This window comes from Pseudomonas sp. GB2N2, assembly GCF_054897705.1.
Window position 1 is genome coordinate 5111752 of record NZ_CM142701.1, and the last position, 21164, is coordinate 5132915.

Sequence of the window (21164 nt, forward strand, 5' to 3'; positions counted from 1 at the left end):
CGGATATTCCAGGCCAGAAGTTATTCCGGCAGCCTAATGGGTTGGTCAGTATTTGTCAGTGTGTGAGATATCGATGAAGCGTTTTCGCTGCCTGTGGGTTATCGGCTGTTTGTGGTTTCCCTTGATGGGCTGGGCGGCGTCTGCGCCGGGGGCGCACGTCGCACCCTTGTCCGCGAGCCAGCAACAATGGCTGGCGCAGCACAGTGAGTTGCGGGTCGGACTGGTGTTGCAAGTGCCCTATGCGCAATACGATCGGCGTTTACAGCGGCTTTCCGGGGTTAACGTCGAGCTGATGAAGTGGCTGGCGAAGGCGCTCAAGGTCGAACTGAGCTGGCGCAACTTTCCCGACCTCGCGCAGTTGGAAGCCGCCGCGCGCGAAGGTGAAATCGACCTCGCGCCGGGGCTGGCGCAAACCCCCGGGGGCCTGCGCCTGTGGCAGTTTTCCGATCCGTACATGCGGGTGCCGCAATTGGTGGTCAGCGATCAGAAAGCAGCCGGTGTCGTGGAACTGGAAAAGCTCGACAGCCAGACCCGCGTCGCCGTGCGCATGCCCAGCGCCACCGCCGATTACTTGCGCAGTAATTATCCGCACTTGAACCTGCAGGGCGTTCCGGTCGAGCGGCAGGCTTTGCAACTGTTGTTGAGTCAGCAGGCCAGTTTCGCCGTGGTCGACGAAGCACAGTTGGGACGCCTGTCAGTCGAACCGGAGTTTTCCGGGTTGTTGGTGGTGGGCGACATAGGTCTGCCGCAATTGCTGCGCGTGGCCACGCGTCGGGACTGGCCGGAGCTGGCCGGCATTGTCGAAAGTGCGCTGCGGGCGATTCCGGCCAAGGACCTGGAGCAACTGCACAACCAATGGCTGCAACCCAAGTACCCGCGGCTGACGGAGTCTCCCGGTTTCTGGCAGAACCTCTGCCTGCTGTTGGCGGTGATCATGTTGAGCAGCATGGCGATCGTATTTTGGCAGCGTCGTCAGCAACACAACCTGGAACATCGTCTGCTCGTTGCGCGGGAGGACATTGCCTTGCGCGCCGCCAGTGAAGAGGCGTTGCGCTTGACCCAGTTTTCCATCGATCAGAGCACAGTGGGCATTCTCTGGGTCAATTGGGACAGCCACGTGCGCTACGCCAACCGCGCTGCGGAAACCATGCTCGGCTATCCGCCGGGCGGCATCATCGACCGGCCGCTGATCGATTTCGAGCCTGGTCTGCATATGGACCGTTGGCTGAACCTGTGGAAGCGCGCCCGGGCCAGTGAAGAAGGGCCATTGAGCTTCGAAACCAATTGCCTGCGGGCCGATGGCAGCATTCTGCCAACGGATGTTTCGCTGAGCTTCCTGCGGTTTCGCGATGGCGAATACCTGGTGGTCTACCTCAATGACGTCACCGAGCGACGTCGGGCACTGGCCGCCTTGCAGGAAAGCGAGGCGCGTTTGCAAGGGATCGCCGCCAACGTGCCAGGTTTGGTCTTTCGCCTGGAACGGGCCCCGGTGACAGGGCAAATCGACTTTGCCTACATCAGCGAAGGCAGTGAGAGTCTGGTAGGTTACTCGCCGGCGACACTGACTCATCGCGACAAAGGCCTGCGCAGTCTGGTGCACCCGGACGACAAGTCCAGCTATCACCAGACCCAGGATCGTGCGCTGGACACCGACAGCGACTGGTCATGGCAGGGGCGGATTCTCACGCGCCAGGGCGAGCAGCGCTGGGCCGAGATCAAGGCCATCACGCGTCGTCTCGAGGATGGCGCCTATGTCTGGGACGGCATTGTCTGGGACATCAGCGAGAGCAAACGCGTGGAGCTGGAACTGGCCGGCTCCCGCGAGCAATTGCGCGAGTTGTCGGCGCACCTGGAGAGCGTGCGGGAAGAGGAAAAGGCGCGTATTGCCCGGGAAGTGCACGACGAACTGGGTCAGATGTTGACCGTGTTGAAGCTGGAAACATCCATGTGTGAACTGGCCTACGCCCAGCTCGACCCGGGTCTGCACGAACGCTTGAACAGCATGAAGCGCCTGATCGCTCAGTTGTTCCAGCTGGTGCGCGATGTAGCGACGGCGCTACGTCCGCCGATTCTCGACGCCGGCATCGCCTCGGCCATTGAATGGCAAGCCCGCCGCTTCGAGGCTCGCACGCAGATTCCATGCCTGGTGCAAGTCCCGGACAACTTGCCGGTGCTCAGCGATGCCATGGCGATTGGGTTGTTCCGCATCCTTCAGGAGGCACTGACCAATGTGATGCGTCATGCCCAGGCGCATACTGTCGAACTGACACTGACCCTTGAGGGTGACGAGTTGTGTCTGACGGTCAGCGATGATGGCGTAGGCTTTGTCGCCACCACCGGTAGGCCGACGTCCTTTGGGGTTGTCGGTATGCGTGAGCGGGTGCTGATCATGGGCGGGCAGTTGTCGCTGGAGAGTGAACCGGGGGAGGGCACGACGTTAGAAGTGCGAGTTCCTCTGGAGTGATGAACATCGCATCAGCCCATTAAAGAGGAGAGTCAAGTGATCCGTGTACTGGTAGCCGAAGACCACACCATCGTCCGCGAAGGCATCAAGCAATTGATCGGCCTGGCCAAGGATTTACTGGTGGTGGGGGAGGCGAGCAATGGCGAGCAGTTGCTTGAGACGCTGCGCCACGTCCCCTGTGAAGTCGTGTTGCTGGATATCTCTATGCCGGGCGTGAATGGCCTGGAAGCGATTCCGCGGATTCGCGCGTTGAACAACCCGCCGGCCATCCTGGTGTTGTCGATGCACGACGAAGCGCAAATGGCCGCGCGGGCGTTGAAGGTTGGCGCGGCGGGTTATGCGACCAAGGACAGTGATCCGGCATTGCTGCTGACGGCGATCCGCAAGGTCGCGGCGGGTGGGCGTTATATCGACCCGGACCTGGCGGATCGTATGGTTTTCGAAGTCGGCCTGACCGATTCGCGGCCGCTGCATTCGTTGCTCTCTGAGCGCGAGTTTTCGGTATTCGAACGCCTCGCCCAGGGCGCCAACGTCAACGACATCGCCCAGCAACTGGCCCTGAGCAGCAAGACCATCAGCACCCACAAGGCGCGGCTGATGCAGAAACTTAACATCACCTCCCTGGCCGAGCTGGTGAAGTACGCGATGGAACATAAACTTCTCTGACAACCCGAATCCCCCTGTAGGAGCCGGCTTGCCGGCGATGGCACCCTCGAAATCGCCATCGCCGGCAAGCCGGGCTCCTACAAGGGATCGCCTGCGCATTCCCATTTGCGACATCCCGCCGAACCGCTTTTGCCTGTTCTTATGGCTTGGAGCTTGCCGCTTGCCACTGCGCTTACCCAAGCGCGCCATCCTTGTAGGGCAATCCCTACCCCCAACCTTCCATCCGGCTGAGGCGATTCTCTCCTGCGCCCCGATTTGCGTGCTCCCCAGCGTCCACTAGGCTTAGTCCACAGCAGTCATCAACAACAAAGGTGTGGGTATGAGCCAGGTCGATTCAAGCGCAGGGGCCAGCGATATTCTGGTCAGCTTTCGTGGAGTGCAGAAAAGCTACGACGGCGAGAACCTGATCGTCAAAGACCTCAACCTGGACATTCGCAAAGGCGAATTCCTCACCTTGCTCGGGCCGTCGGGCTCGGGCAAGACCACCAGCCTCATGATGCTCGCCGGCTTCGAAACGCCGACCGCTGGCGAAATCCTCCTGGCCGGGCGCTCCATCAACAACGTGCCGCCGCATAAGCGCGACATCGGCATGGTGTTCCAGAATTACGCGTTGTTCCCGCACATGACCGTATCCGAGAACCTCGCGTTCCCGTTGACCGTGCGCGGCTTGAACAAGAGCGATGTCAGCGACCGGGTCAAACGTGTTTTGAGCATGGTTCAGCTCGACGCCTTCGCCCAGCGCTACCCGGCGCAATTGTCCGGCGGCCAGCAACAGCGTGTGGCCCTGGCCCGCGCACTGGTGTTCGAACCGCAACTGGTGCTGATGGACGAACCCCTCGGCGCACTCGACAAACAGCTGCGCGAACACATGCAGATGGAAATCAAACACCTGCACCAGCGCCTCGGCGTGACCGTGGTCTACGTGACGCACGACCAGGGCGAAGCCCTGACCATGTCTGACCGCGTGGCAGTGTTCCATCAAGGCGAAATCCAGCAGATCGCTCCGCCGCGCAGTCTCTACGAAGAGCCGAAAAACACCTTTGTCGCCAACTTCATCGGCGAGAACAACCGCCTCAATGGCCGCCTGCACAGCCACACCGGTGACCGTTGCATCGTCGAGTTGGCTCGCGGTGAAAAGGTTGAAGCGCTGGCGGTCAATGTCGGCAAGACCGGCGAACCCGTCACGCTGTCGATTCGTCCGGAACGCGTGAGCCTCAATGGTTCCAGCGAGTCCTGCGTTAACCGCTTCTCAGGAAGGGTGGCGGAATTCATCTATCTGGGCGACCACGTCCGGGTTCGCCTGGAAGTCTGTGGCAAGACCGACTTCTTCGTGAAACAACCGATTGCCGAGCTCGATCCTGCGCTCGCCGTCGGCGACGTGGTACCGCTTGGCTGGGAGGTCGAACACGTTCGCGCGCTCGACCCACTTCTAGAGGCGAACTGATCGCCCCCTGCTTCAACCAACCCTGCACGTGGAGAGAACAATAAATGTTGAGATCCCTGAAATTCACAGCCCTGGTCATGGGCATGATCGGTGCGGCACACGCGATGGCGGCGGGCCCGGACCTGACCGTGGTGTCCTTTGGCGGGGCGAACAAGGCCGCGCAGGTCAAAGCTTTCTACGCACCGTGGGAAGCGGCGGGCAACGGCAAGATCGTGGCAGGCGAGTACAACGGCGAGATGGCCAAAGTCAAAGCCATGGTCGATACCAAGAGCGTGTCCTGGGACCTGGTAGAAGTTGAATCGCCAGAACTCTCCCGTGGTTGCGACGAAGACATGTTCGAGCAGCTCGATCCGAAGTTGTTCGGCAAGACTGAAGACTACGTCAAAGGCGCTATCCAGCCTTGTGGCGTAGGCTTCTTCGTGTGGTCGACCGTGCTGGCGTACAACGCTGACAAACTGGCTTCCGCGCCCACCAGCTGGGTGGATTTCTGGGACACCAAGAAATTCCCGGGCAAGCGCGGCCTGCGTAAAGGCGCCAAGTACACCCTGGAATTCGCACTGATGGCCGACGGCGTGGCGCCGAAAGACGTCTACAAAGTGCTGGCCGGCAAAGACGGTCAGGATCGCGCGTTCAAGAAACTCGATGAGCTCAAGCCAAACATTCAGTGGTGGGAAGCCGGCGCACAACCGCCGCAGTACCTAGCTTCCGGTGACGTGGTCATGAGCTCGGCCTACAACGGCCGGATCGCTGCCGTACAGAAAGAAAGCAACCTGAAAGTCGTGTGGAACGGCGGCATCTACGACTTCGACGCCTGGGCCATTCCAAAAGGTCTGGACAAGGCACGGGCTGAAGCAGCGAAGAAATTCATCGCGTTCTCGGTGGCGCCGCAGCAGCAGAAGACCTACTCGGAAAACATCGCCTACGGCCCGGCCAACACCCAGGCTGTACCGCTGCTGTCCAAGGACGTCCTGAAAGACATGCCGACCACTCCGGAAAACATCGCCAATCAGGTGCAGATCGACGTCAGCTTCTGGGCTGACAACGGCGAGCAACTGGAACAGCGCTTCAATTCCTGGGCTGCAAAGTAAACGCATGACCCTGTGGGAGCGAGCCTGCTCGCGAAAGCGGTCTATCTGACGGCCATGATTTCGGATGTGCCGACGCCTTCGCGAGCAGGCTCGCTCCCACACTAAAAGTTCGAGGTGATATGTCACCTCTGTAACGATCAAAGATTTCCGGAGTACGCCATGGCTATCGCCGTTCCCCTGAACGCGGGCACTGACCCCACCTTGAAGCAGCGGCTCAAGCACGCCGAGCGGATCAATCGCTGGAAGGCCCAGGCCTTGATTGCGCCGCTGGTGCTGTTTCTGTTGCTGGTGTTTCTGGTGCCGATCGTGGCGCTGCTCTATAAAAGCGTCGGCAACCCGGAAGTGGTCGGCGGCATGCCACGCACCGTGGCGGCCATCGCCAGTTGGGACGGCCGCGGCCTGCCCGCTGAACCAGTGTACAAAGCGGCCAGCGAAGACCTCGCCGAGGCGCGCAAGAATCAGACCTTGGGCGACCTGTCCAAACGCTTGAACATGGAGTTGGCCGGCTACCGCAGCCTGCTGACCAAAACCGCCCGCGCCTTGCCGTTCGCTACCGAACCGGCCTCTTATAAAGAAGCGCTGGAAGGGCTCGACGAACGCTGGGGCGACCCGGCCTATTGGCAAGCCGTGCGCCGCAACACCAGCAGCATCACGCCTTACTACCTGCTGGCGGCGGTCGATCACCGCATCGACGACCTCGGTGAAGTCGCCCCGGCCACACCGGATCAGGCAATCTACCTCGACATCTTCGCCCGCACTTTCTGGATGGGCCTGATCATCACCGTTATCTGTTTGGTGCTGGCGTATCCGCTGGCGTATCTGCTGGCGAACCTGCCATCACGCCAAAGCAACCTGCTGATGATTCTGGTGCTGCTGCCGTTCTGGACCTCGATCCTGGTGCGCGTTGCCGCATGGATCGTGTTGCTGCAATCGGGCGGCCTGATCAACAGTGGCCTGATGGCCATGGGTATCATCGATAAGCCGCTGGAACTGGTGTTCAACCGCACCGGTGTCTACATCTCGATGGTGCACATCCTGCTGCCGTTCATGATCCTGCCGATCTACAGCGTGATGAAAGGCATCTCGCCGACCTACATGCGCGCCGCGATTTCCCTCGGTTGCCACCCGTTCGCCAGTTTCTGGCGGGTGTACTTCCCGCAGACCTATGCCGGTGTCGGCGCCGGTTGCCTGTTGGTGTTCATCCTCGCCATCGGCTACTACATCACTCCGGCATTGCTGGGCAGTCCGAACGATCAGATGGTCAGTTACTTCGTCGCCTTCTACACCAACACCAGCATCAACTGGGGCATGGCGACCGCACTCGGTGGGTTGCTGCTACTGGCGACCGTGGTGCTTTACCTGATTTACAGCTGGCTGGTGGGCGCCAGTCGCCTGCGCCTGAGCTAAGGGGAGATTGAAATGCTGAGTCCTTATATGTCACCGGTCGAGCGGGTGTGGTTCTACAGTTTGCGGATTCTCTGCGGCTTGATTCTGTTGTTCCTGATTCTGCCGGTGCTGGTGATCATCCCGCTGTCGTTCAACTCGGGCAGTTTCCTGGTCTATCCGCTGCAAGGCTTTTCGCTCCACTGGTATCAGGATTTCTTCGCCTCGGCGGAATGGATGCGCGCGCTGAAGAACAGCATCATCGTCGCCCCGGCGGCCACGGTGCTGGCGATGATTTTCGGCACGCTGGCGGCGATTGGCCTGACTCGGGGTGACTTCCCGGGTAAGGCACTGGTGATGGCACTGGTGATTTCGCCGATGGTGGTGCCGGTGGTGATCATCGGGGTGGCGAGTTATCTGTTCTTCGCGCCGTTGGGCCTGGGTAACAGTTTCTTCTCGCTGATCGTGGTGCACGCGGTGCTGGGCGTGCCGTTCGTGATCATCACGGTGTCGGCGACGTTGCAGGGGTTTAACCACAACCTGGTGCGCGCCGCCGCCAGTCTCGGTGCTTCGCCGCTGACTGCATTTCGTCGCGTGACTTTGCCGTTGATTGCTCCGGGTGTGATCTCGGGGGCGTTGTTTGCCTTCGCGACGTCGTTCGATGAAGTGGTGGTGACGCTGTTCCTCGCCGGTCCCGAACAAGCGACCTTGCCGCGGCAGATGTTCAGCGGGATTCGTGAAAACCTCAGCCCGACGATTGCCGCTGCGGCAACGCTGCTGATCGCCTTCTCGGTGATCCTGCTACTGACCCTGGAATGGCTGCGCGGGCGCAGCGAAAAACTGCGCACCGCGCAGGTTTAACGCCTTACCCCTGTAGGCGCTCGCTCCTGCAGGGGTTTTCGGTTGTATTCGGGATCGTTCGTTATTCATGTGCTGAATAGCAGACAATCCCCAATCCCCAGCTACTATTGTGCCCAGCTCCCCTATCTATAAGAGGCTGCGCACGATGAGTATTTCCTCTTTCAAAATCGCTCACAAATTGATCACCGGCGCAGGGGCCATCGCGCAACTGGCGGCCGAGCTCACGCGGCTGGACGTCGATAACCCACTGATCGTCACCGACGCCGCGCTGGTCAAGTCCGGCACTGTCGAGCTGGCCCTGGCACAGTTGGGCGAGCGCAGTTACGAGATTTTCGACCGGGTGCTGCCGGACCCGGAAATCGCCATCGTCGAAGACTGCATGCGGGTTTACCGCGAAGGCGGGCATGACGGGCTGATCGGCCTGGGCGGCGGCAGCGCGATCGACATCGCCAAAAGCGTCGCGGCCTACGCCGGTTATCACGGCGCGCTGGAAGATTTGTTCGGCATCGATCAGGTGCCGCGCAAAGGCCCGCCGCTGATCGCCATTCCGACCACCGCCGGCACCGGCTCGGAAGTGACCAACGTTGCGATCCTCTCCGACAAGGTTGCGCAGCTGAAAAAGGGCATTGTCAGCGACTACCTGTTGCCGGACGTCGCGCTGGTCAGCCCGCAGATGACCCTGACCTGCCCGCGCAGTGTCACCGCCGCCAGTGGCGTCGATGCTCTGGTGCACGCGATCGAGTCTTACCTGTCGGTCAATGCCTCGGCGATTACCGACGCGCTGGCGATCGGCGCGATCAAGTTGATCGCCAAGTCGCTGCCCAAGGCCTACGCCAACCCGTCCAATTTGCAGGCCCGCGAAGACATGGCCACCGCCAGCCTGATGGCCGGCATGGCGTTCGGCAATGCCGGGGTCGGCGCGGTGCATGCGCTCGCCTATCCCTTGGGCGGGCGTTTCAACATCGCCCATGGCGTCAGCAACGCCTTGTTGCTGCCCTACGTAATGACCTGGAACAAGATGGCCTGCGTCGAGCGCATGCAGGATATTGCCGAGGCGATGGGGGTGAGGACCGCTCATCTGAGCGCCAATGAAGCGGCCGATAAGGCTGTCGAGGCGATGGCAGAGTTGTGCGCCGCAGTGGAAATCCCGTCGGGCCTGCGCAGCTTTGGCGTTCCGGAGGATGTCATTCCGGCGATGGCCGCGGAGGCCGCGGGCATCGAGCGCCTGATGCGCAACAATCCGCGCAAACTGAGCGCGATTGATATCGAGAAGATCTACCGCGCGGCGTACTGATCATCGCTGTGCCGGTGCGCGCGCCAAAGCATGAGGTATACAATGCGCGCCATCGTGATTCTGTTCAGAAAAGGTGCGTCATGCAGCCCTTCGTCATTGCTCCGTCGATTCTCTCCGCCGACTTCGCCCGCCTGGGTGAAGAAGTAGACAACGTTCTGGCCGCCGGCGCCGATTTCGTGCACTTCGATGTCATGGACAACCACTACGTGCCGAACCTGACCATCGGCCCGATGGTCTGTGCCGCGCTGCGCAAATACGGCGTGACCGCACCGATCGACGCGCACTTGATGGTCAGCCCGGTGGATCGCATCGTCGGCGACTTCATCGAAGCCGGTGCGACCTATATCACCTTCCACCCGGAAGCTACGCAGCACGTCGACCGTTCCTTGCAATTGATACGCGAAGGCGGCTGCAAGTCGGGCCTGGTGTTCAACCCGGCGACTCCGCTGGACGTGCTCAAATACGTGATGGACAAGGTCGACATGATCTTGCTGATGAGCGTCAACCCTGGCTTCGGCGGGCAGAAGTTCATTCCCGGCACCCTCGACAAGCTGCGTGAAGCCCGCGCGCTGATCGATGCGTCCGGGCGTGATATCCGCCTGGAAATCGATGGCGGCGTGAACGTCAATAACATCCGTGAAATCGCCGCCGCCGGCGCCGACACCTTCGTGGCTGGCTCGGCGATCTTCAATGCGCCGAACTACCAGGAAGTGATCGAGAAGATGCGCTCCGAACTGGCCCTGGCCCGCCCATGAGCGGCTTTGAGCAGCTGTTCCCAGGCCGCTTGCCGCGTCTGGTGATGTTCGATCTGGACGGCACGCTGGTCGACTCGGTTCCGGACCTCGCCGCGGCGGTGGACAACATGCTGCTCAAACTCGGGCGCCAACCCGCCGGCATCGAATCGGTACGTGACTGGGTCGGTAATGGCGTGCACGTGCTGGTGCGTCGGGCCCTGGCCAACCACATCGATGCCGAGGGTGTCGATGAGGTCGAAGCCGAACATGCCCTGGAATTGTTCAACGGCTTTTATGAGGACGGTCACGAGCTGACGGTGGTTTACCCTGGCGTGCGCGACACCCTCAAGTGGCTGAACAAACAAGGCGTGGAAATGGCGCTGATCACCAACAAGCCGGAGCGCTTCGTCGCGCCGCTGCTGGATCAGATGAAGATCGGCCGCTACTTCAAATGGATCATCGGCGGCGACACCCTGCCACAAAAGAAACCCGATCCGGCGGCGCTGTTTTTCGTGATGAAAATGGCCAACATCCCGGCGTCGCAGTCGCTGTTCGTCGGCGATTCACGCAGTGATGTGCTGGCGGCGAAGGCGGCGGGGGTCAAGTGCGTGGCCCTCAGTTACGGTTACAACCATGGCCGGCCGATTGCCGAAGAGTCGCCGGCGCTGGTCATCGACGACCTGCGCAAGCTAATTCCCGGTTGCCTGGATCCGGCCGCTGAGATAACGTTGGCCGACGCTGTCCAACCCCCTTCTGGAAACGCCATCGTGGTGGTCACTCGCAAACTCTGGATGAAAGTCATCAAGGCCCTGGCCCGCTGGCGTTGGCGCGCCTGACTTGTTCCTGGCCGGTATCCCGGCGCGTTTGCATACCTGACTGTTAGCACCTCAAGCCACGAGGCTACACCATGATCCGCGAAGAATTCCTGCGTTTGGCCGCTGCCGGCTATAACCGCATCCCGCTTGCCTGCGAAACCCTGGCCGACTTCGACACGCCGCTGTCTATCTACCTGAAACTGGCCGACGAGCCCAATTCCTACTTGCTCGAATCCGTTCAAGGCGGGGAGAAGTGGGGGCGCTATTCGATCATCGGCCTGCCGTGTCGCACCGTGCTGCGGGTTCATGACCATCACATCAGCGTGACGCATGATGGCGTCGAGATCGAAAGCCACGAGTCAGAGGATCCGCTGGCCTTCGTCGAAGCCTTCAAGGCTCGCTACAACGTCCCGACCATCCCCGGCCTGCCGCGTTTCAACGGCGGTCTGGTGGGTTACTTCGGTTACGACTGCGTGCGCTATGTCGAGAAGCGCCTGGGCAAATGCCCGAATCCTGACCCGCTGGGTGTGCCGGACATCCTGCTGATGGTGTCCGACGCCGTGGTGGTGTTCGACAACCTCGCCGGCAAGATGCACGCGATCGTCCTCGCCGACCCGGCGCAGGAAGATGCCTTCGAGCAAGGCCGCGCGCGCCTGGAAGAGTTACTGGAAAAACTGCGCCAGCCGATCACCCCGCGCCGCGGCCTGGACTTCAGCAAGCAACAATCGGCTGATCCGGTGTTCCGCTCCAGTTTTACCCAGAACGACTACGAAAAAGCCGTCGACACCATCAAGGAATACATCCTCGCCGGTGACTGCATGCAGGTCGTGCCGTCACAGCGCATGTCGATCGACTTCAAGGCGGCGCCGATTGATTTGTATCGCGCGCTGCGTTGCTTCAACCCGACGCCTTATATGTACTTCTTCAACTTCGGCGACTTCCACGTCGTCGGCAGTTCGCCGGAAGTGCTGGTGCGGGTTGAAGACAACCTGATTACCGTGCGCCCGATTGCCGGCACGCGCCCGCGCGGTGCGAACGAAGAAGCGGATCTGGCCCTGGAAAAAGACCTGCTGTCCGACGACAAGGAAATCGCCGAACATTTGATGCTGATCGACCTGGGTCGTAACGACACCGGTCGCGTGTCGGAGATCGGCTCGGTGAAGCTCACCGAAAAAATGGTGATCGAGCGTTATTCCAACGTGATGCATATTGTTTCCAACGTTACCGGGCAGTTGAAGGCCGGGCTGACGGCGATGGACGCACTGCGGGCGATCCTGCCGGCGGGCACTTTGTCCGGCGCACCGAAGATTCGCGCGATGGAAATCATCGACGAGCTGGAACCGGTCAAGCGCGGTGTCTACGGCGGCGCCGTCGGTTACTTCGCCTGGAACGGCAACATGGACACCGCGATTGCCATTCGCACCGCGGTGATCAAGAACGGTGAACTGCACGTGCAGGCCGGTGGCGGCATCGTCGCCGACTCGGTGCCGGTGCTGGAATGGGAAGAAACCCTGAACAAGCGTCGCGCCATGTTCCGTGCAGTTGCCCTGGCTGAACAAACCCCGGAAAGCTGACCCAACAATGTGCCCCGTATGCCATGTCAGCTGTGTCTGACACAGCGCTGCGCGTCGTTCATTTAAAGTCAGTCTTTATAGTCAGTGAATTCAAGAGGTTCTTTAGCCATGTTGCTGATGATCGATAACTACGACTCTTTTACCTACAACGTTGTGCAGTACCTCGGCGAGCTCGGTGCCGAAGTCAAAGTCGTGCGCAACGATGAGCTGACCATCGCCGAAATCGAAGCGCTCAACCCTGAGCGTATTGTCGTTTCCCCAGGTCCTTGCACGCCGACCGAAGCGGGCGTGTCGATCGATGTGATCAAGCATTTTGGCGGCAAGTTGCCAATTCTCGGCGTGTGCCTGGGCCATCAGTCCATCGGCCAGGCGTTCGGCGGCGACGTGGTTCGAGCCCGCCATGTCATGCACGGCAAGACCAGCCCGGTGTTCCACGAAGACAAAGGCGTTTTCGAAGGCCTGAATCATCCGCTGACAGTTACGCGATATCACTCGCTGATCGTCAAGCGTGAGACGCTGCCTGACTGTCTGGAGCTGACCGCGTGGACCCAGCTTGAAGACGGCTCGGTCGACGAAATCATGGGCCTGCGTCACAAGACGCTGAACATCGAAGGCGTGCAATTTCACCCTGAGTCTATCCTGACCGAACAGGGCCACGAATTGTTCGCCAACTTCCTCAAACAAACCGGCGGCACGCGCTAAGGACTTTCTATGAATATCAAGACAGCCCTGGGCCGTATCGTCGAGCAACTTGACCTCAGCACCGAAGAAATGCGCGATGTGATGCGCGAAATCATGACCGGGCAATGCACGGACGCGCAGATCGGCGCGTTCATGATGGCCATGCGCATGAAGAGCGAAAGCATCGACGAGATCGTCGGCGCCGTGTCCGTGATGCGCGAGCTGGCGGACAAGGTCGAACTCAAGACCCTCGACGGCGTTGTCGATGTGGTCGGCACTGGCGGCGACGGTGCGAATATCTTCAACGTCTCCACCGCTTCTTCCTTCGTGGTGGCAGCAGCGGGTTGCACCGTGGCCAAGCACGGTAATCGTGCGGTGTCGGGCAAAAGCGGCAGTGCAGATTTGCTGGAGGCGGCGGGTATCTATCTGAACCTGACGCCGGTTCAAGTGGCGCGCTGCATCGACAACGTCGGCATCGGTTTCATGTTTGCCCAGTCCCATCACAGTGCCATGAAGTACGCCGCCGGCCCGCGTCGCGAGTTGGGTCTGCGCACCTTGTTCAACATGCTTGGCCCGCTTACGAATCCGGCTGGCGTGAAACATCAGGTGGTCGGCGTGTTCAGCCAGGCGCTGTGCCGGCCGTTGGCCGAAGTCTTGCAACGCTTGGGCAGCAAGCATGTGCTGGTGGTGCATTCGAAGGATGGCCTGGACGAGTTCAGCCTGGCAGCGCCGACGTTCGTCGCGGAATTGAAAAACGACCAGATCACCGAATATTGGGTCGAGCCGGAAGACCTCGGCATGAAGAGCCAGAGCCTGCACGGTCTGTCGGTGGAAAGCCCGGCCGCGTCCCTTGAGTTGATTCGCGATGCCCTCGGCAAGCGCAAAACCGAAAACGGTCAGAAAGCCGCCGAGATGATCGTTCTCAATGCCGGTGCCGCGCTGTACGCTGCCGACCTGGCAAGCAGTTTGAAAGAAGGCGTTGCCTTGGCGCACGATGCGCTGCACACCGGCCTCGCTCGGGAAAAACTTGAAGAGTTGGGTGCATTTACCGCGGTATTCAAAGTGGAGAATGAAGGATGAGTGTACCGACGGTTCTGGAAAACATTCTGGCGCGCAAAGTCCAGGAAGTCGCCGAGCGTAGCGCTCGTGTGAGCCTGGCCGAGCTGGAAAGTCTGGCCAAGGCGGCCGATGCACCCCGTGGTTTTGCCAAGGCGCTGATTGCTCAAGCCAAACTGAAACACCCGGCGGTCATTGCTGAAATCAAGAAAGCGTCGCCGAGCAAAGGCGTGATTCGCGAGAAATTCGTTCCTGCCGACATTGCCCGAAGTTACGAGAAGGGCGGCGCGACCTGCCTGTCGGTGCTCACCGACATCGATTACTTCCAGGGTGCTGATGTGTATCTGCAGCAGGCTCGGGCGGCGTGCAAACTGCCGGTGATCCGCAAGGATTTCATGATCGATCCGTACCAGATCTTAGAAGCCCGTGCGTTGGGCGCCGACTGTGTGCTGTTGATCGTCTCTGCACTGGATGACGTGAAAATGGCCGAGCTGGCGGCCGTGGCCAAGAGCGTCGGCCTTGATGTGCTAGTGGAAGTCCACGATGGCGACGAGCTGGAACGGGCCTTGAAAACCCTCGACACGCCGCTGGTCGGCGTGAACAACCGCAATTTGCACACCTTCGACGTCAGCCTCGAAGTTACCCTCGATTTGTTGCCGCGAATTCCGCGCGATCGTCTGGTGATCACTGAAAGCGGCATCCTCAACCGGGCTGACGTCGAGCTGATGGAAATCAGCGAAGTGTATGCATTCCTGGTGGGCGAGGCGTTCATGCGCGCCGAAAGCCCTGGCACCGAGCTGCAGCGGCTGTTCTTCCCGGAGCGCGGTGCAGCGTTGAGTGGTTCTACACTCGACTAACCTTCATCTTCGCGGGCAACCCGATTCCCTGTGAGAGCGGGCTTGCCCCGGGCGGCGTTCCGATGAAGGGGCCGTCATGTCCCCAAGACTTCATATCTTACGGAGTCATTAATGGCCCAGCCCATCTCCCTGACCATCGAAGCCGGCCTCCAGGCCGAACAGGATCTGTTGGCCTCGGTCTGCACCGGCGACTCAGAATTCGGCCTGCTGTTCTGGCAACCCTGCGATCGCGCATTGGTCATGCCACGCCGCCTGAATCGCTTGCCCGGTTTCGAAGCCGCCTGCGAAGTCTCGGCCGCAGCCGGTTGGCCGGTTCTCTTGCGTGAAACCGGCGGAGAACCCGTGCCGCAATCCGCGTCAACCCTTAACATTGCATTGGTCTACGCACCGCCGCGTAGCGAGGGCGACGTGAACCGAATCGAAACCGCGTATCGCCGCCTCTGCGACCCGATCTGTCAGTTACTGGATGAACTGGGCGGCATTTCGTCGTTGGGTGAAGTGGACGGGGCATTTTGCGACGGCCGTTTCAACGTCAACCTCGACGGTCGCAAGATGGTCGGCACCGCGCAACGCTGGCGCCAGAGCCAGGGCGGCTCGCGCCCCGTCGGGTTGGTACACGGCGCCATGTTGCTGGATAACGAACGGGAATCAATGGTCGCGGCGGTCAATCGCTTCAACGAGGCGTGCGGCCTGGAGCAGCGGGTTCGCGCTGAAAGCCACATCGCGCTGCATGAGAAGTATGCTGCGCCGGATTCGCTGGAAAGACTCGACGCGCGCTATCGCCAGTTGCAGGCAGACGTATTCAGGGCTTAACGCTCACGGTTAGCGTGTACCGAAAACCACCATGGTCTTGCCTTTGACATCCACCAGGTTGCGTTCTTCCAGATCTTTGAGTACGCGCCCGACCATCTCCCGGGAACACCCGACAATCCGTCCTATTTCCTGACGGGTCACCTTGATTTGCATGCCGTCGGGGTGGGTCATGGCGTCTGGCTGCTTGCACAACTCCAGCAGGCAGCGGGCAACGCGACCGGTGACATCGAAGAACGCCAGGTCACCAACCTTGCGCGTGGTGTTACGCAAGCGTTGTGCGATTTGTCCGCTGACTACGTAAAGAATGTCCGGATCTAGCAGGGACAACTCGCGGAATTTCGCGTAGCTGATTTCCGCGACTTCGCATTCGATCTTGGCGCGCACCCAGGCGCTGCGCTCCTGTTCGAGGCCGGCTTGTTCAAACAGGCCCAGCTCACCGAAAAAATCCCCGGTGTTGAGGTAAGCAACGATCATTTCACGACCGTCGTCGTCCTCGATCAGGATGGTGACCGAGCCTTTGATTATGAAAAACAGCGTCTCAGAGCGGTCGCCAGCACAGATGATGTTGCTCTTGGCCGCATAACGACGGCGCTGACAATGCATCAGCAACTTGTCGAGGTTCTTGATTTTGGGTGTAGGGGGGGTAATAGCAACCATGGTTGTATCCCGAAAAGACTGCGCGGTGTGTTTGGTTTTCTTATGAGACGCTGAGGTTGCTGCGAAGCTGGCGACGCGCCAGCGAATTGGCGTCAGCTTAACAGGACACTTCCTGCAGTATTTAAGAATTTACCTACAAAGCAGACGGTTATGTCCTAGGAAGGGGAGCGCTGTCAATCAAGGCCCCTGTGCTAAGCTGGCGACCCTTTTTTAGACAGTGGAGTCTTGGCGATGAAGGCACGCATCCAATGGGCTGGCGAAGCCATGTTCCTCGGCGAATCCGGCAGCGGTCATGTCGTGGTCATGGACGGGCCGCCCGATGCCGGTGGTCGTAACCTGGGTGTCCGGCCGATGGAAATGCTCCTGCTCGGTGTTGGCGGTTGCAGCAATTTCGATGTGGTCAGCATCCTCAAGAAGTCCCGTCAGGCCGTTGAAAGCTGCGAAGCTTTCCTCGAAGCCGAACGCGCGACGGAGGACCCGAAGGTCTTCACCAAGATCCACATGCACTTCGTGGTCAAGGGCCGCGGCCTGAAAGAAGCCCAGGTCAAACGTGCTATCGAGCTGTCTGCCGAGAAGTATTGCTCGGCGTCGATCATGCTTGGCGCGGCGGGTGTAGAGATTACGCACGATTACGAGATCATCGAACTCGGTTGAATCGACATTCAACTATCATAAAAGCAGTGCAGACTCTGGCGATCCCAAGCTGACGTCTGCATAATGCGCCACTTTTTTCAGGGTAGTGGTCCGTCAGTCGACAGACCGCTGGCCCGAACAGACAACCAAAATCGCCATCGCGAAGAGGTGTTAACCGTCCTACGCAGGTGCGTCGTTCGCATCTGACGGGCATGCTTGATCACGCGGCCCGGGCCGCAATACATAGAGAGTTTTTAACGGTGAAAAGCAAACTCAAGCTCCACGGGTTCAATAACCTGACAAAGACCTTGAGCTTCAACATCTATGACATCTGCTATGCGGAAACCCCGCAAGACCAGCAGGCGTACGTCGAGTACATCAATGAAGAGTACAACGCGAAACGCCTGACGCAGATCCTCACGGAAGTTGTCGATATCATTGGTGCCAACATCCTGAACATTGCCAGTCAGGACTACGACCCGCAGGGCGCCAGCGTCACGATTCTGATCTCGGAAGAGCCGGTGACCCCGACTGAAAGCCAGATCGAAGAGTCCCCGGGCCCGCTGCCCGAAATCATCCTGGCCCACCTCGACAAGAGCCACATCACGGTGCACACCTATCCGGAAATCCATCCGGACGACGGCATTGCGACCTTCCGTGTGGACATTGACGTGTCGACCTGTGGCGTCATTTCACCGCTTAAAGCGCTCAACTTCCTGATTCACCAGTTCGATTCAGACATCGTGACCGTGGATTACCGTGTGCGCGGCTTCACCCGTGACGTCGAAGGTAACAAGCACTTCATCGATCACGAGATCAACTCGATCCAGAACTACCTGTCGGAAGATACCCGCGACGCGTATCAGATGACCGACGTCAACGTGTACCAGGAAAACCTGTTCCACACCAAAATGCTGTTGAAGAACTTCGAACTGGATAACTACCTGTTCGGCGACGCAACCAACAGCCTGTCCTCTGAGCAACGTGCCCAGGTGACGGACCGTGTGAAACACGAAATGCTCGAAATCTTCTACGCGCGCAACATGCCGACCTAAGATTTTCGAACACAAAAAAGGCGACTACCTCACGGCAGTCGCCTTTTTTTGTTTGGGATATAGGTCAGATCCGGTACGTACTCTTGGTCATCACCTTGGCCAACACACTCATCCCGAACTTCACCGGTGCCGGAAACCGAAAACCACCCGCATCCAGTGCGCTCTCGGCATGATGCTCTTCATCAATGCGCATCTGCTCAAGAATCGCCCGGGACTTTTCGTCCTCGGCCGGCAATTGCTCAAGGTGCTCATTCAAGTGCTTGCACACCTGATGTTCAGTCGCAGCGACGAAACCCAGGCTGACTTTATCGCTGATCAACCCGGCCACGGCACCAATCCCGAACGACATGCCATAAAACAGAGGATTGAGAATGCTGGTATGGCTGCCCAACTGCTTGATGCGTTGTTCGCACCAGACAAGGTGATCGATCTCTTCTTCGGCGGCATGCTCCATGGCGGCGCGCACGTGCGGCAGCTTGGCGGTCAGGGCCTGGCCCTGATACAACGCTTGGGCGCAGACTTCGCCGGTGTGGTTGATGCGCATCAACCCGGCCACGTGCCGCGTGTCTTCGTCGCTCATCTGCGCTTCAGGCTGCACGATCGCAGGGGATGGACGGTACGGCTGGCCACTAAAGGGCAGCAGGGTACGCATCGCGGCATCGGCTTGCAGCAGAAGTCGGTCAATCGGCGAGTAGTGACGTTGGGTAGTCATGCTGACCTCCGGAAAGAATCTCGGCGGCCAGTTTAACCCAATCGGCCGGGGAAGGTTTGCGCTGGGTCATTGCGCCGCAGGGGCGGCTTTGAAATCAACCCGGCGGCCAGTGCATCTGGCGCTGACCCAGCACGTGCATGTGAATGTGATAGACGGTCTGCCCACCCAACTCATTGCAATTCATGACCACACGGAAACCTTCTTCGCAGCCCAGTTCCAGTGCAAGCCGCTGGGCAGTGAACAGAATATGCCCGGCCAGTGCCTTGTCGTCTTCGGTGAGATCGTTGAGGGTACGCACAGCCTTCTTCGGGATCACCAGAAAATGCACGGGTGCCTGTGGGGCGATGTCGTGGAAGGCCAGTACCTGGTCGTCCTCGTAAATGATCTTCGCCGGGATTTCCCGGTTGATGATCTTGGTGAACAGAGTATCCACAGCTGTTTTCTCCGTTGTTTGGGCTTGCCTGAGTGTACTCATGAGGAATGCACCCGCCCAGTGTTTTGCCGTAGGGCTGATCAGCGCGGGCAGTAGGCTTTGTTGACCATGCCGGTAATTGTCCGGTTCAGCCAGCGCGAACCGAGTCGCGGCAGGAAGGCGAACCAGCGGTTGCGTCGACCGGGGATTATGATTGCGCGGTTTTTCTCCAGCGCCCGCACGGCGTAGAGCGCAACTTCCTCGGGGCTCATCAGCAGTTTGCTGTTGACCAGCTTGACCGTGTCCAGTTGTGCGGTGTGGTAAAACGCCGTGCGGGTTGGCCCGGGACAGAGCACGGATACCTTGACCGCGCATTTCTTCAGCTCGACGCGCAACCCTTCGGAAAAATGCAGCACATACGCCTTGCTGGCGTAGTAAGTGCTCATCCACGGGCCGGGCTGGAACGCGGCGACCGAGGCGACATTGAGGATTTGCCCGCCACCTTGCAACGCCATGCTGTTGCCGATGGCGTGGCACAGGCGAGTCAGGGCGAGGATGTTCACTTCGATCAGGTCTTGCTCAGTCATCCAGTCCTGCGCCAGAAACGGACCGCAGGTACCGATGCCGGCGCAGTTGACCAGCAAGTCGATCTGTCGGTCACCTTCCTCCAGTTCCAGCAGGAAGCCGGACAGCCGCAGCGGTTCGCCCAGGTCGCAGGCACGGAACAACACCTCCACGCCAAAGCGTTGGGTCAGTTCAATTGCAATAGTTTCCAGCTGATCACGCTGTCGGGCCACCAGAATCAGGCTGCGGCCACGGCGGGCCAGCGCTTCGGCCATCGCCAGGCCGATGCCACTGGAAGCGCCAGTGATCAGAGCGTAACGGGTCATGCAGTTCTCCATCGCAACCGCGCCGCGCCGGCGACGCAGGTGTCACGGGCGGGGAGCGCTGTTCATTCTTTCGCAGAGTCTACAGGGGCCGGGGCTTCTTCGGCTTCATCGTCTGCGGAATCCGGCACTGGCTCAGGTGCTTCAGCCTCTGCAGCCGGCGCGACTTCCACTTCATCGGTAGTGACCGAGCCACTGTCGTAGCTGCTCTCGGTGGTGCTTTCGTATTCATTTTGCAGGGCGCCGATACCGCCGGTGAGTGCGCCAATGGAGACAACGGCGACAAATAGCAGCCAAATTGCACAAAGTACCTTTACTGCGGTGGTGTTGGCCGGTGGCGGTGCGCCGTATTGGTTGGCTGTGGCATTGCCCGGCAGTACCGCGAGTAAAATAGGGAAAAGACCGCCCACGAATGGCACCAGAGTCAGCAGATACAACCAGCCGGACCAGCCGAGGTCATGTAGACGTTGAATGCTGATCTGAACGCTGACGATAAGGAACGCCATGCACAGCGCGGCCCCGACCAGCCCGCCGATCACCAGGCCGACAGTCGAGGTCAAGGCAATGAGCGACAAACCGATGGAAACGAATACGCCGGTGACGCCCATCAGTACCAGCATCAACGCCATCGTCCACGCCAGATAGCGCAAGCGGCCGATGCGTCCGTTGGAGGTGAACGCCTTGAGCGTGCCGAACGCCGGTACCGCCTCGCCGACTGGCGCGCGCGGTGGCGCATAAGGAGATTCTGTATCGGCCGATGCCCATTGGCCCGGGGTAGGGATAGGGATAGGGGCGGGAGAGGGCTCGTGAACGTCGGACAGGTTCAATTCAATGGACGGCTCGCTTTCGATCCGTGCATCGATACCGGTCTTGGTCAACGCCTGGAGATACGTCTGGGCATCGGCGTGTGACAGGTCACGTTTGAGCGCGACAGGTCGGCCACTGAACAAGCGTTCGATCGCAGCCACATCGCTTTTGAACAAATCGGCGAGATTGAGTTTCGCAGTGGTAACGTCAACGCCCGGCAGCAGAGCGCCGTCGAATACGATCTTGAAACGGGTGTCGCTCATTGCGAGGC

21 protein-coding genes are annotated in these 21164 nt (G+C 59.8%); 16 read left to right on the top strand and 5 right to left on the bottom strand.

Going from position 1 to position 21164, the window contains the following annotated elements:
* Window positions 1-73 precede the first annotated feature (73 nt).
* The 14 genes from ACYZT4_RS23625 to ACYZT4_RS23690 all read left to right on the top strand — a co-directional run bounded on the left by ACYZT4_RS23625 (window position 74) and on the right by ACYZT4_RS23690 (window position 15730).
* Window positions 74-2464, top strand: a complete 2391-nt coding sequence (locus ACYZT4_RS23625; protein WP_461983231.1) for a PAS domain-containing sensor histidine kinase — start codon at window positions 74-76, stop codon at window positions 2462-2464.
* A gap of 36 nt (window positions 2465-2500) precedes the next feature.
* Complete coding sequence (locus ACYZT4_RS23630; protein WP_003210977.1) at window positions 2501-3130, top strand: response regulator; 630 nt, start codon at window positions 2501-2503, stop codon at window positions 3128-3130.
* A 319-nt stretch (window positions 3131-3449) separates the two neighbouring features.
* Window positions 3450-4574: an ABC transporter ATP-binding protein gene (locus ACYZT4_RS23635; RefSeq protein WP_461983232.1), complete on the top strand. Its 1125-nt coding sequence runs from the start codon at window positions 3450-3452 to the stop codon at window positions 4572-4574.
* 44 nt (window positions 4575-4618) lie between these two features.
* Window positions 4619-5662, top strand: coding sequence for an ABC transporter substrate-binding protein (locus ACYZT4_RS23640; RefSeq protein ID WP_461983233.1), 1044 nt, complete (start codon window positions 4619-4621; stop codon window positions 5660-5662).
* Between the two features lie 159 nt (window positions 5663-5821).
* The gene (locus ACYZT4_RS23645; RefSeq protein ID WP_461983234.1) at window positions 5822-7069 is read left to right on the top strand and encodes an ABC transporter permease; all 1248 of its coding nucleotides are present in this window, start codon (window positions 5822-5824) and stop codon (window positions 7067-7069) included.
* Window positions 7070-7081: 12 nt separating this feature from the next.
* Window positions 7082-7906, top strand: a complete 825-nt coding sequence (locus ACYZT4_RS23650) for an ABC transporter permease (RefSeq protein WP_095170550.1) — start codon at window positions 7082-7084, stop codon at window positions 7904-7906.
* 145 nt (window positions 7907-8051) lie between these two features.
* Window positions 8052-9200 carry an iron-containing alcohol dehydrogenase gene (locus ACYZT4_RS23655; protein WP_461983235.1) on the top strand — a complete coding sequence of 383 codons (1149 nt, stop codon included), beginning with the start codon at window positions 8052-8054 and terminating at the stop codon, window positions 9198-9200.
* Between the two features lie 80 nt (window positions 9201-9280).
* Window positions 9281-9955 (top strand): ribulose-phosphate 3-epimerase, encoded by a 675-nt coding sequence (gene rpe, locus ACYZT4_RS23660; RefSeq protein ID WP_008035979.1) that lies wholly within the window; start codon window positions 9281-9283, stop codon window positions 9953-9955.
* Window positions 9952-10770: a phosphoglycolate phosphatase gene (locus ACYZT4_RS23665; protein WP_461983236.1), complete on the top strand. Its 819-nt coding sequence runs from the start codon at window positions 9952-9954 to the stop codon at window positions 10768-10770. The genes rpe and ACYZT4_RS23665 overlap by 4 nt, the downstream gene beginning before the upstream one ends.
* 71 nt (window positions 10771-10841) lie before the next feature.
* Complete coding sequence (trpE, locus tag ACYZT4_RS23670) at window positions 10842-12323, top strand: anthranilate synthase component I (RefSeq protein WP_461983237.1); 1482 nt, start codon at window positions 10842-10844, stop codon at window positions 12321-12323.
* Between the two features lie 108 nt (window positions 12324-12431).
* Window positions 12432-13025 (top strand): aminodeoxychorismate/anthranilate synthase component II, encoded by a 594-nt coding sequence (locus tag ACYZT4_RS23675; protein ID WP_461983238.1) that lies wholly within the window; start codon window positions 12432-12434, stop codon window positions 13023-13025.
* A gap of 9 nt (window positions 13026-13034) precedes the next feature.
* Window positions 13035-14084, top strand: coding sequence for an anthranilate phosphoribosyltransferase (trpD, locus tag ACYZT4_RS23680; RefSeq protein WP_461983239.1), 1050 nt, complete (start codon window positions 13035-13037; stop codon window positions 14082-14084).
* Window positions 14081-14917: an indole-3-glycerol phosphate synthase TrpC gene (trpC, locus tag ACYZT4_RS23685; RefSeq protein WP_461983240.1), complete on the top strand. Its 837-nt coding sequence runs from the start codon at window positions 14081-14083 to the stop codon at window positions 14915-14917. Before trpD ends, trpC begins: the two co-directional genes overlap by 4 nt.
* Before the next feature lie 111 nt (window positions 14918-15028).
* Complete coding sequence (locus tag ACYZT4_RS23690) at window positions 15029-15730, top strand: lipoate--protein ligase family protein (protein ID WP_461983241.1); 702 nt, start codon at window positions 15029-15031, stop codon at window positions 15728-15730.
* A gap of 9 nt (window positions 15731-15739) precedes the next feature.
* On the opposite strand, the gene crp is transcribed toward ACYZT4_RS23690, so the two are convergent.
* Complete coding sequence (gene crp, locus ACYZT4_RS23695; protein WP_461983242.1) at window positions 15740-16387, bottom strand: cAMP-activated global transcriptional regulator CRP; 648 nt, start codon at window positions 16385-16387, stop codon at window positions 15740-15742.
* Window positions 16388-16618: 231 nt separating this feature from the next.
* Between crp and ACYZT4_RS23700 the strand changes: the two genes are divergently transcribed.
* Together ACYZT4_RS23700 and speD are read left to right on the top strand one after the other, a co-directional pair.
* Complete coding sequence (locus ACYZT4_RS23700; protein ID WP_008061600.1) at window positions 16619-17041, top strand: OsmC family protein; 423 nt, start codon at window positions 16619-16621, stop codon at window positions 17039-17041.
* A 239-nt stretch (window positions 17042-17280) separates the two neighbouring features.
* Entirely contained in the window at window positions 17281-18075 is a 795-nt protein-coding gene (gene speD, locus ACYZT4_RS23705; protein ID WP_461983243.1) for an adenosylmethionine decarboxylase, read from the top strand.
* Window positions 18076-18139: 64 nt separating this feature from the next.
* Here the strand turns inward: speD and coq7 are convergent, their stop codons facing one another.
* From coq7 to ACYZT4_RS23725, 4 genes are all read right to left on the bottom strand, one after another.
* Complete coding sequence (coq7, locus tag ACYZT4_RS23710) at window positions 18140-18787, bottom strand: 2-polyprenyl-3-methyl-6-methoxy-1,4-benzoquinone monooxygenase (RefSeq protein WP_461983245.1); 648 nt, start codon at window positions 18785-18787, stop codon at window positions 18140-18142.
* Between the two features lie 94 nt (window positions 18788-18881).
* Window positions 18882-19220, bottom strand: a complete 339-nt coding sequence (locus tag ACYZT4_RS23715) for a histidine triad nucleotide-binding protein (protein ID WP_094470373.1) — start codon at window positions 19218-19220, stop codon at window positions 18882-18884.
* An 80-nt stretch (window positions 19221-19300) separates the two neighbouring features.
* Window positions 19301-20089: an SDR family NAD(P)-dependent oxidoreductase gene (locus ACYZT4_RS23720; RefSeq protein ID WP_461983247.1), complete on the bottom strand. Its 789-nt coding sequence runs from the start codon at window positions 20087-20089 to the stop codon at window positions 19301-19303.
* 62 nt (window positions 20090-20151) lie between these two features.
* On the bottom strand, window positions 20152-21156 hold the full coding sequence (locus ACYZT4_RS23725; RefSeq protein WP_461983248.1) for a DUF805 domain-containing protein: 1005 nt from the start codon (window positions 21154-21156) through the stop codon (window positions 20152-20154).
* Between the last annotated feature and the right edge of the window lie 8 nt (window positions 21157-21164).